A 12,823-nucleotide genomic window follows, 5' to 3' on the forward strand; every position below is an offset into this window, starting at 1 on the left:
TTTTATTAACTAATTATCTATGCAGTATTGGTATCCACCAGAAATAGTTCTTTAAGCTGTTCAATATCAAAAGCATCAAAATTTGCCCGTGACTTTAATAATTTATTTTGAAACCCTTGTTTTTTGCTTTGCTTAAATAGTTCTTTAATAATCTGTTGTTGTTCTGTTATAATCTCGAATAATAACTGAACGTCCTGATACTTGTTTTTCAATGTTTTGGACTGATACTTTACAATCCTTGATTGTTTTCTGGAGAATATGGATTTAAACATTTTTAAAGATTTTAGGTTTTAATTTTTACAATATTTTCCTATTTCATCAAATAGTATTTTGATGAATCCAGTATCACATAGTTTTCAAAAAAAACGATGGTTCTTAAAATCTTAGTAGATAAATAGCGTGAAGGTTCTTCCTAACGTATAGGTAGTGAGAAACACCATACTTTGATAATTAAGTAGGATTTGAAACGTATTTTTTTATTCTATTAACGCTTCTTTTTTTGTTGTTTATGAAATTTGTCTTCATAGGTATAAGGGGTTTTTAGGTATGTTATCAACACATCACACTTGTAGTGTATTGACTTAGTTTTGGGTTTATGTATTAGAACGCTCTATTTTCTAACTGCCTAAGTTCTTTTTCTATACTTTCTAATACTTGTAATTTATTTTCTAACTCTTTTTTAGTTGCTATTATCTCCTGCATCTTTCTATCATTATTTTTCTTTGCTTTTATAAGCTGGGAAAATTCTTTAAAAAAATAAAACATCGTCATTAAAATATTTATACCGCTAAATAACTAATGAAATTCGAATTACGAAAGAAACAGAGGGGTGCAAAAAAGGGTGCAAAACCCAAAAACCCTTGTTTCACAAGGGTTTAAATTGCATTTCATAAATATCAATAAACTTCAGAAATGAAATTAATATACTAAAATGTTAGTCTAGAGTGAGCGAATATATTCGTCTAAAGAATCATTTTGGGTCAGATTTAGTTTCTTTTTTAGTCTGAATTTGGTTGATTTTATAGCATCAAGACTTGTATTTCTTAAATTAGAAATTTCTTTTCTCGAAAGACCAATTTTTATAAAAGAACAAATTTCAATATCTGTTTTTGTAAGGTTAGCATGAAGGCTTTTTAAGTTTTTTAAGAAATCATAATTAAGCGTTTCAATGTTCTGTTTAAGAACTAATATTTTTGAGTCTTCTAATTTATCTGCTTTTAAATCTGCAATAATACCTTTAAGTGTAACACCTTCTTCTTCATGTGATAATTTGGCCAAATTTTCGGCTAACTTTCCTTTAGTGTTCAGATGGATTACCGTTTCGGTTAAGAGCTCATTTACTTCTTCTGTTAATTTCTCTTTGTCAGAGCTTAAAACAGAAATTTTCTCATCACTCTGTTTTAATTTACTTTTAAACTGCTTTCCTAACTTACGCTCTTTTAACCATTTTTTTCTAAGCGTTCTTATGATAAAGAATGTTATCAACAAACCGATGAAGCTTAATAAACCAATAAATTTATTTTGAGCTAAAGCTTTATCCTTTTCTAAAACCAAGATCTCCTTTTGTTTAACAAAGAGAATACTATCCTTCATTTTCTTTTTTGCAAACTCATTAGCAATCTCTATCTCTCTAATCTCTTTTGATTTCTTGTCTGTATAAATCTTATTTTGAGTATTCTCATAGACTTTATAGTCTTTTAAAGCATTACCAAGATTCCCCAATTTTTCATTTATCTGACTTCTTAGCTTATAAGTCATCGACTCTAGGTGCTTCTTTTCAATTTGATGAGCAATATTTATGGTTGTATCAGCATATTTTTTAGCTAAAGAATATTTCTTAAACTCAAAATTAATATTTGCTAAATCATAGTAACTTTCACTCAAATAATGTTTGTGCCCCTCTTCTCTAAAAAAACTTGTGGTCTCATTGGCTAATTTAACTAAATCGTGATAAGAATAGCTTACATTTATATCTTCTAACTTATACCTTCCGTCTAAATTCCCTAAAGAATACGTTTCATCCAAATCTTCTAGAGAATATCTAACAAACTGAATATTAGACGCGAAATATTCAATATCAGCGTTGATATCTTTAAAAATCATTCTTGCTTTCTTTAAATAGTAAAAAGCTGAGTCCTTTATATCTCTGTGATTATAATTCCCTGAAAGCATCCTATAGCTTACGCCTAATTTTTTTTTAAAAGGTTTCGTGTTTATCTCTATAGATTTTTCAAAATATTTATGAGCATTTACATAGTCGTATTGATAAGAATATAAATTACCCATATTATTGTTAATCGTTATTAATTTAGAGGTATCCTTTATCTGCTCATAAATATCTTTTGCTTTATTGTAATTGCGCAATGATTTTGGATAATTACTTCTTATCCTTGAAATCACTCCTCTTCTATCAAATATTTGACCTCTATGTTTTCGAGAATCATATTGAACGGTATCCAACATTACCAAGATCTCACTCAAAAGAGAATCAGCTTTATTTAAATCACGAAAATGATAATACTTATTTAACCATAAATAATTAACTATTTTAATCGAATCGTTATCCGACTTTTTTATTGCTTCTTTTATTCGTAATAATGTAGAATCAGCTTCTTGAGAAAAAGAATTCAAGGAAAAAAATATCAGAAAAAAACAAATAAGTTTATGCATATGTTACAGGAGGCTATTAGAATTCTTCAAAATTAAATGAATTACTTTAAAATAAAAAAACGTCATCTCTATAGCAATTTTTCTTTTCTATTTACTAAATTTTATATTCAAAACAATTACTAATTTGTTAGTAAGAAACAAGGCTTAAAGCGAATGAATGTATTTATCTAATGAATCTTTTGAAGTAAGGTTTAATTTACTTTTTAATCGATATCGAGTAGATTTAATAGCGTCCAAGCTTGTTTTTCGCAAATTAGAGATTTCTTTTCTGGATAATCCCAGCTTTATAAAAGAACAAACTTCTATATCTGTCTTGGTTAATGCAGGGTGTTGTATACGCAGTCGTTTCAAGAACTCATAATTCAGCGTCTCAATATTCTTTTTCAATAATATTAGTTTTGTATCTTCTAATTTATCTGCTTTGAGTTCTGCAATGATACTTTTTAAAGAAGTTCCTTCTTCTTGATCGGACAGTTTACTAAGATCGTTAGCTAACTTTTCTTTTGTTCGAAGATGTATTAAGGTTTCTTTCATCAAATCAGTTACCTCCTCTTTTTTCAAAGAAACTTCGGTGTGTAGTTCTTCAATTTGTGACGTTAATTTTGTTTGTCTAAGTTGACTTTGTTTCCTTATTTTTCTAAAATATCGTACTCCATAATATATAACCCCTGTGGTTAGTATTAGTGTGATTAGAAAAAGAGTGAAATACCATTTTTTCTTTAATTCTTGATTTTCAGCTATTGTCGAAATTCGTTTCTTTTCTTCAACAAATTGAATGCTATCTTGCAACTTTTGTTGTTCAAATTCGTACTGAAGTTCAATCTCTCTTATCTCCTTTGCTTTTTGTAGGTTGAACACACTATCATTAGCTCTAGCATACTTACGATAATATTCTAAAGCCTCTTCAAACTGTTTCATTTTAAAATAAGAAAGACTTTTTCTTTTGTAAGACACTGCCAATCGTCTTCCTATTTTTTCTTTTTTTGCGATGATTATCGATTGATCAACGTGATAAATCGCCTTATTGAACTGTTCTAAATAATTATAGGTTTGGGCAAGATTGTAATGCGCAGTAGCGATGGCTTCTTTGATCCCTGTCTTTTCTACAAACTCTAAATATTGGAGTTGTAATGATAACGCTTCCGAATATTTCTTTTGTCGACTAAGAATTTGCGCTTTATTAGAAATTACTCTATATACTCCCTCTTCATATCCAGCTTCTTTATATTTTTTATATGCCTTTTCATAATAATAGGAAGCAGAATCTATTTTATTAATTCTTCTGTATGAGCTTCCTATGGCATTATAATTATCTCCAATCTTTTTAGGAATAGCTAGCTTCTTATTAATAGCAATCGCTTTTTTAAAAACATTGATTGATTTCCTGTATTCCTTTTGAAATTTAAATACATTACCAATATTATGGTAGTTTGAAGATAGGTTTAAAGAATCATTATACTCCAAAAAAATATTTTGCGCATCCAGATAATATTTTAATGCTTTAGAGTACTTGGATCTTTTACGGTTTAAAATCCCTAATTGCTGAAAAACTTCAGCCCGTTGTAAGTTTATATCGTACTCCAAATTTTCAGTTTCAAAAATATCAAGGATTTCATTGGTATAGCTTTCGACTTTATTAAAATCTCTTCGTAACTGATATACTCCCAGGTTTAACAATGCATCTATCTTTAAAGAATCGGTAGTAGCTATTTCTAACTTTTTTTCAAGAGCAACCAGCGTAGTATCTTTTTCCTGAGCCAAGGAAACCCAAGTAACAAAACACATACAAATAAATAAGCTGTCTAATTTCATTCTGAAAACGAATATACATAAAGGTATTTATTTTTCAACGAATACTGGCAAGTACACAACTAATAAAAAACCACCCAGTAATCTGAGTGGTTTTGTCTTGCAACCTCATGTATCTACGACCCCTTAACTTCGTAGAATCATTTTTTTTGCAAAATCAAGAAGGATCAAGAAAATATATTCATGATGCTCTCCTGTATGATTAAAAAGAGAAAGATTATTAATTATTTTTAATCGCCAAGGCATTCATTTTTTGTTCCATTATCTTATCCTTAGCAACACGTTTTACAGAAACATTCTCAGGTAATTGCTCTGTAATATTAAATCCATAAAACTGGATAAAGGTATTTATAGGATGATTCAGGATATTATCTCTAACCAAATTCGCATCATTATTAGCCCCTATAATCTGAGCACCTCCACTAAGATTGACATCAGCATCATTATATCCTGTCACATTAAATCCATAAAACTGAATAGGTAAATTGATTGGATCATTAAGAATCACATCTCGGATCGTATTACTGTCATTAGAACTTCCTATCAAGTTTATTTTTCCATCTTCATTAGCATCTCCTGCCCACATTCCTGAAAGTCCTGATGGCATACTAAAAGTAGTTTGAGCATTATTACCATAGGTGGCAATACTACCATTTGTAAAGTCTACTGACGTTGTACTATTATCTAGAGCTATGGTTTCGTTACTCATAATTCCTAAATGATTACGATGCTTGATCACGATATAATATTCACCAGCGGGAATACTAAAACTTAACGTTTGATAGTTCTCATCCAGGATATCACCATCTCTTTGTAGTAGTGCTGATTTTGAAGCAACAACAGTAATATTGTCTGTAGCATCTCGTAGCTCTACCCATACCCAATCTACCAATGCATTCTGATCTAACACGCTAAAAATACCAGGATCCAGTGCTATACCATCTGCATACGGAGAGTTAACAGGAATAATATTATCTCTATGTAAATCATCACGCATTAAGCTTTCTTCTCCTGTATAAGGATTAATTGCTGCTCCTTGTAAATACACTTTAGGAGAAAATTGCACATTACAATCTACTGATAATCCACCATCAGTAATTGTCCAATTGTATGGAGCGCTTGTTAAGGTATTTCTGGCACCTTCTCCTAAACAATAGGTTGCATCTGCATCCAACTGAACGTTTACAGGGATTTGAGTTTCTCCAGCTTCTAAAGTTGCCCAACCGATTAAGGTAGCATCATAATTTTCAGTAGACATTCCAGAACCTACAAACATATTGATCATGCCATCTCTATCCGTAGTACTAATATCCCAATTACCTAAATCCTGATCAAACGAAGCAGTTCCTTCAAACATGGATTCAAAAAAAGCAGCGCTAGTCATAGTCCAATCACCTATAGGTTGATTAAATGATGTCGCTCCATTAAACATATGCTCAAAATCAGAAACGTTTTCAGGAATCCATTGATCCAGAGGTTGATTAAATGCGGTATTATCCTGAAACATATTACCCATGGTTTGTACACCACTTACATTCCAGTTATTGATATTTTCATTAAAAACTGATCCTTCAAAAAGACTAACCAAGCTAATAACATTTGTAATATTCCAGTTATTCATCTCTCCTCCGTTATCTACAAATGATGTAGTACCGCTAAACATTGAATCCATAAATTGTATAATGCTTAAATCGGGCACATCAGTAGCATTAATTACCAAATTTGTACAACCTCTAAAAGCACTTTGCATTCCTTGCCATTGTTGTGCGCCCCACTGTTCAATAGAAAGAATTTTGTCTTTATCTCCTGTACTATTAAAGAAAATTCTTGGGAAATCTCCAATTAATTTCACCTCGTAAGTTCCAGCTGTAACATATTCATGAGTTGCATTTCCTGTAAATCCTCCTTCAATGGAACCATCACCCCAATCAACAGCATAGTTATACCCACTTCCAGTTGTTGGAACTGTAATACTTTCATTTGTCGTGGTAGTTTCCCAAGTGGTTATAAAAGCATCGTTACAATCTGATCCTGCATCATCAATGGTCCAATTATATGGCGCAGTTGTAAGGATATTTCTGGACACTTCTCCAACACAATACGTAAGTCCGTCTGCACCAAGCACCAGGCCATTAGGCGTATTAGTATTCGAAGCCCAACCCATTAAGGTAGCATCATAATTAGCAACTGAAAGTCCGGAATTGTCCAACATAGCATTAATATCTATAACTTTCTGCAAATTCCAGTTTCCTAGATTTTGATCAAAACTAGAACTACCAGTAAACATACTATTCATAGTAATAGTACCCGTTACATGTTCGCCAATATTCCAGTTACTGATATTCTGATTAAAACTTCTTGCTCCTGCCAACATTAATGTAAAATCGGTTACATTACCCACATCCCAGTTAGCTATATTTCCATTAAAATTTATGGCATTTATAAACATCCAACTCATACTAGTAGCGTTAGATGTATCCCACCCAGATAAATCCGGTGATTGTAAATTAGTACAACCAAAAAACATTTGATCCATTGCAGTTACATTAGATAAATTGGGGGTATCCATAGCGGTAATATTCATGTTACTACATCTTGAAAAAGCTTGTAACATACTTCTCCATTCAATTGTTCCCCACTGCTCTATAGTTCTCAGTTTTTCAGCATTAGATATCCCACCTGCCAAGGAAGCAAACTGAGGAAAATCTCCTAAAATCTTTACTGTATAATTACCAACAGTCGAATAACTGTGTGAAGCATTTCCTGTATTCCTTAATTCAATAGTTCCATCACCCCAATCAATATTATAATCATAACCTGAACCAGTAGTAGGTATTGTTATAGATTCATTTGCAGCAGTAGTTTCCCAAGTAGTTATAAAGAAATCTGTTGAAGCACAGGCCGACCCATCATCAGAGATAGACCAATTTAATCCGGTATCATCAACTAGTGTGTTTCTAGCTTCAGCACCAAAACAGTATTGGCTACCTTCAAAACTGATACTGATATTAGAAGGTATCGTTTCACCAGCATCCTGTTTTGCCCAACCAATAAGTGTGGCATCATAATTTTCTGTCGAAAGTCCTGATTGTTGAAACATTGCACCCATATTAGTGACACTAGAAAGATTCCAGTCGCCCACATTTTGATCAAAGCCTGATGCGCCAAAGAACATCCCTCCCATATTTTCTACAGTACTTGTATCCCAAGCATCTAATGGTTGGTTAAAAGCTGTTGCAAAACCAAACATGCTCACCATATTGGTTACTTTACTTATATCCCAAGTATTTAATGATTGGTTGAATCTGCTAGCGGAGTCAAACATAGCTTGCATACTAATGGAACCTGTCACAAATTCTCCGACATTCCAACCACTAATATTTTGATTAAACTGTGCATTATTATTAAACATTCCGACGAAGTTTTCTACTTTTCCTACATCCCAAGAAGTGATATTAAAGTCAAAAATAGAATCGGCAAACATATTAGCCATATTGGTAATGGTACTGGTATTCCATGAATTCATAGAGGCTTCATTATCCACAAAATTGTTAGTCCCCATAAACATTCGTTCTAAGGATGTGGCCTGAGTTAAATCCGGTGCATCTGAAACATTTAATTCTAAAGCAGTACATCCATAAAAGGCACGCTCCATACTTGTCCATTGTTGTGTTCCCCATTGATCTATAGAAGTAATAACATCTTTATCTCCCGTATTGTTAAAATAAATCCTTGGAAAATCTCCAGTTATTTTCACCTTATACACTCCTGCTGAGCTGTACATATGTGATGCGTTTCCTGTATATCCAAACTCAAACGTTCCATCACCCCAATCGATATCATAATTATAGCCTGACCCTATAGTAGGTATGGTAATACTTTGATTAGCTGTAGTTGTACGCCAAGTTGTTATAAAAAAGTCTGTAGTTGCACAAGCAGATCCTCCATCATTGATCCCCCAATTTTTATCAATATCCAGAGTATTTCGAGCAGACTCTCCTAAGCAATAGGTAAGCCCTGAAGCACCAAGATTAAGATTATCTGGCGTATTAGGATTCTCTGCCCAACCAATTAGTGTGGCATCATAATTTGCGGTACTTAGATTCGTACCATTTAGCATATTTGCCAGATCCGTAGCATTGCTTACATCCCAATTCCCCATATCTTCGTTAAAAACGGAAGCTCCTTGAAACGTACTTCTAAAGTTTTCTACCGTACTTACATCCCAGTTTTGCATTTGTCCGCCATTATCGACTAACTTCCTACAGTCTTTAAAGGCATTAAACATATTGGTGACATTGGATAAATCAGGAATATCCGTAGCATTAATCACTACATTTCCTGCACCTTCAAAAGCTCTATCAAAAGAAGACCATTCCCCTGTACCCCATTGTTCTACAGAGCGCATTTTATTACCAATACTGAAAAAATTGTTGGTATACAATCTTGCAAATGCTCCAGATATTTTAACGGTATAAGTTCCTGCAGTAGCATATGTATGTGATGAGTTTCCTCCTTGATTTTCGGAAGTGGTACCATCTCCCCATTCTACATTATAAAAAGATCCACCTCCAGAGGTGCGAATTTGTATACTTTCATTGTTGGATGTGGTTTGCCAAGTGGTAATAAATTTATCGGCTTCCATACAATTGATTGCATCTCCGGATATTGTCCAACTTTCTTCTATGATCAAACTTTGTCTTGCCGCAGCTGCATTACAATAACTTAAACCACTAGAATTCAAGGGCACATCTCTTGGAATTCTAGTTTCTCCATTGGCTATATCTAAAGTTGCCCAGCCGATTAAAGTAGCTTCATAATTTTCTTGTGACATACTAGTTCCTACAAAAAAGCTATTTAGTTGACTACTATCCGGAATATTACTTAAATCTAATGCCCCTAAATTCTGATTAAAATCTGTAGCATTAATAAATAAATTTTCTATTCCTACCGTATTTGCAAGACTTTGAAGTTTCCAGGAACTAATGTCTTGATTAAACTTTCTTGCATTAGAAAATGCTAGATTTAATGATGTTACATTTCGTACATCCCAATTGTTTAACGGTTGATTAAATGTAGAGGTTCCACCAAATATCAACCCCATTTCTTGGACATTAGCAACATTCCACGCATTGATATTTTCGTTAAAACCGGAAAAACGAAAAAGACTGCTCATATTAATAATATTTCCCGTATTCCAACTTCCTATAATGCCTTTTAAATCTTCGAGATTAGAAGTTCCACGAAACATCTTCTCCATAGAAGTTACCAAACTTAAATCTGGGGTATCATCTGCATTTAGTTTCAAATTGTTGCAGCCTTCAAAGGCTGAATTCATGTTTGTCCACTGCTGTTTTCCCCATTGCTCAATAGTCAATATCTTACTTCTATCCCCTGAATTATCAAAGTAAATCCGTGGAAAATCACCGTAAATTTCTATGTTATGTATTCCTGGTGTTTCAAATGTATGAGTAACATCACTGGTATTTCCGACAGAGATAGAACCATCTCCCCAGTTTACGGTATAATTGTATCCAGAACCTGCTGTCGGAATGGTAATTGTTTCGTTTGCAATAGTGGTTTCCCAAGTAGTTATAAACTTATCCTCATCACAAGCTTCACCTCCATCAGTAATGGTCCAATTAAATCCTCCTGGATTGGTCAATATGTTATTTCTTGCTACACTTGCATTACAATACGTACTGTTACCTGCACTAAAAACCACATTATTGTTCAAACTCAGTAATGCCCATCTGTCTAACGTATCATCATAATTGCCTGATGATAATTGTATCCCCTCGAACATGTCCACCATCGTGGTCGCATTACTAACATTCCAGTTACCAAAGGTTTCATCAATAGGTGCCCTGGCAAAGGTTCTATTAAAATTAGTAATTGTGCTTACATTCCAGTTTTGCACGGCACCGCCATTGTCTTTTAGAGAAATACATTCACGAAACATTTCCTGCATGTCTGTACAATTGGATAAGTTAGGTGTATCGGTAGCATTTATTTCCAGGTTGGTACATCCATTAAAAGCTTCTCGCATGCTTGTCCAGGTATTGTTACCCCATTGTTCTATAGATACTACTTTTTGTGTATCCCCAGCATTAGCAAAAAAGATTCTAGGAAAAGTACCTCTTATGGTAATGATATAGTCACGTGCTTCTGTATAGCTATGGGTAGCATCCCCAGTAAATCCATTTTCAAAAGCAGTAATTATGGTGATTCCTCCCGATTGATAAGGGTCGCTCCATCGTACATCATAATTATAGGTTTCATTGATATTGGTAGGTATGGTGAAGGTTTCATTTGAGCTAGAGATTCTTATTTTCATTCGAAAAGTATCCTGAGCAAATGCGGTACTAAAAAAACTAACAACAAAAAATAAGGTAAGGTAAAAGTGTTTCATAAGGGGAATATTTTGGGTAAAAAGGGTTGAAAACCAAAAATTAGTTCATCTCAAATCGAGTGCAAAATTAAGAGAATCCTAAGAATAGCAAAGATTTAGGGGGTTGCAAAGGGGTTGCAAATAGTTAAAATAAAAGGTTGTTCAATTTTAACTATACATCTGATTTATTGATAAAGTCAATAATATCTTCTTTAGAACCAACTCCTATCTTTTTGCGAATTCGAGATCGAGAAGATTTAATGGCAGAAACTGTAGAGTTTTGTAGTTTACTAATCTTGGTTGCATTCAGTCCTAAAGTCATTAAACAAAGAAGTTCTTTTTCTTTTTCGCTAAGTTGTGAGAAATTCGAATCCAAAATCACTTTAAAATCAAGACTTACCTTATCCAAGTAGGATTGTATTTCTGAAGTCGTCTTTTTAGTAACTTCCTCCGATAGCAAAGAGGCCGAAAGTGATTGTAGAGCTACTTTACGTTCTTTTTCATTTTCCAGTCCGATAATATCTTTTATTTCTCCCAACGTTTTATTTAAAATCTCCTGTCGCAAAGATCCTTCTACAACAACTCTCTTCAACTCCTTTTCTTTAGTCACTAAAGCGAGTTCCGCCCTCACTTTATCCAACTGCTCTTTTTGTAATCTATTCTGAGATAACTCCAGGCGATGCTTTGCATTCTTGCGAGTCAACCAAAAAATAACACTTCCTAAAATCACAGCAATTGCAAACAATATGAGATATAATCGTTTTTTTGCAGCCTCACTTTCCAATCGTAATTGATCCGCTTGCTTTTCTTTTTCAAATGTATAATTGAGCTCTAATGCAGTGATTCGTTTCACTTTTTCGGTATCATTAATAGAATCATTATACGTTTTATAAATTTTATAATCTCTTAAGGCTTGTTGATACTCTTTCCTTGTTTCATTAAGATTACTTCTACTATAATACTGCTTAAGCAACAATCCTTTGTTTTTTAAATCTTTAGCAACAATAATTGCGCTATCCAGATATGGAACAGCTTTATCGTACTCCTTTAGTGCGTTATACAATACCGCCACATTTAGATAACTAACACTTAGTTCACTTTGATCTTTTATATCTTTAGAAATCTCAACATTTTCTTTATAAATCGCGATAGATTTATCAAACTCCTTATTACTATAATAAATCGCTGCTAAACTCCCATTGGCTTTAGCTATATTCAAATTAGAGCATGGCAATGCTTTCACTTTTAAAATATGAATTAAAGAAGAATCATTTTGTTTATTGCCATAGTAAGTCACAGCTAACATTCGATGTGATGTAGCCAAACTTTCTACATCTGTCATTTCTTCTTTAATTCTAATAGCCTTCTTAAAATACTGTTTAGCTTTTTCATAATCTTTTTGCCTCCTGTAAAACATTCCCAAATTATGAAAGCCCAATCCTATCGTAACAGAATCGTTAATGGCTTCGCTTAAATCCAATGCTTCTAAATACGTAGTTAAGGCTTTTTCGGCATTGCCTTGTTTGTTTTCAATTATACCAAGGTAATTAAGTGCTTTTGCTTTACTTTTTTGATAGTACAGATTGGCATTCTGAATTCCTTCAATTTGCATTAAAACATCATTGATAATAACCCTGGATGTATCCAAATCGAACCGATGCATTTGTTCAACCAGTTCAACTTTGTAGGCAATTTGAGCAGAATCCGTGGTTGCTTTTTCAAGTTTGTGCTTCAATTGGTTTGCAATACTATCATGGGACTGAGCATAACAGTGTACACCAAAAAAAAGAATGATAAAAGTTATGTAGGTAGTTTTCAAAAAAAAGGTTTTAATCGTTAAAGAGATATTTGTCGGTTGTTATTCAAAAATACATTATAATATCTTTGCTACCACAATGAAACCCTCTTACAACCTTTTTGCAACCCTTGTTAGTTATTTTTTTGTTAATTCAT

General features: G+C 33.1%; 5 protein-coding genes. All 5 read right to left on the bottom strand.

Going from position 1 to position 12,823, the window contains the following annotated elements:
* Positions 1 to 17 precede the first annotated feature (17 nt).
* Positions 18 to 272 carry a hypothetical protein gene (locus tag Q0975_RS16430; protein WP_299438619.1) on the bottom strand — a complete coding sequence of 85 codons (255 nt, stop codon included), beginning with the start codon at positions 270 to 272 and terminating at the stop codon, positions 18 to 20.
* A 667-nt stretch (positions 273 to 939) separates the two neighbouring features.
* Complete coding sequence (locus Q0975_RS16435; RefSeq protein ID WP_299438621.1) at positions 940 to 2,631, bottom strand: tetratricopeptide repeat protein; 1,692 nt, start codon at positions 2,629 to 2,631, stop codon at positions 940 to 942.
* 183 nt (positions 2,632 to 2,814) lie between these two features.
* Positions 2,815 to 4,482, bottom strand: coding sequence for a tetratricopeptide repeat protein (locus tag Q0975_RS16440; RefSeq protein WP_299438623.1), 1,668 nt, complete (start codon positions 4,480 to 4,482; stop codon positions 2,815 to 2,817).
* 217 nt (positions 4,483 to 4,699) lie between these two features.
* Positions 4,700 to 10,891 (bottom strand): BspA family leucine-rich repeat surface protein, encoded by a 6,192-nt coding sequence (locus tag Q0975_RS16445; protein WP_299438625.1) that lies wholly within the window; start codon positions 10,889 to 10,891, stop codon positions 4,700 to 4,702.
* A gap of 151 nt (positions 10,892 to 11,042) precedes the next feature.
* Positions 11,043 to 12,689 (bottom strand): tetratricopeptide repeat protein, encoded by a 1,647-nt coding sequence (locus tag Q0975_RS16450; protein ID WP_299438627.1) that lies wholly within the window; start codon positions 12,687 to 12,689, stop codon positions 11,043 to 11,045.
* Positions 12,690 to 12,823 lie beyond the last annotated feature (134 nt).

It is taken from the genome of uncultured Aquimarina sp., from assembly GCF_947500065.1.
Lineage (GTDB): Bacteria > Bacteroidota > Bacteroidia > Flavobacteriales > Flavobacteriaceae > Aquimarina.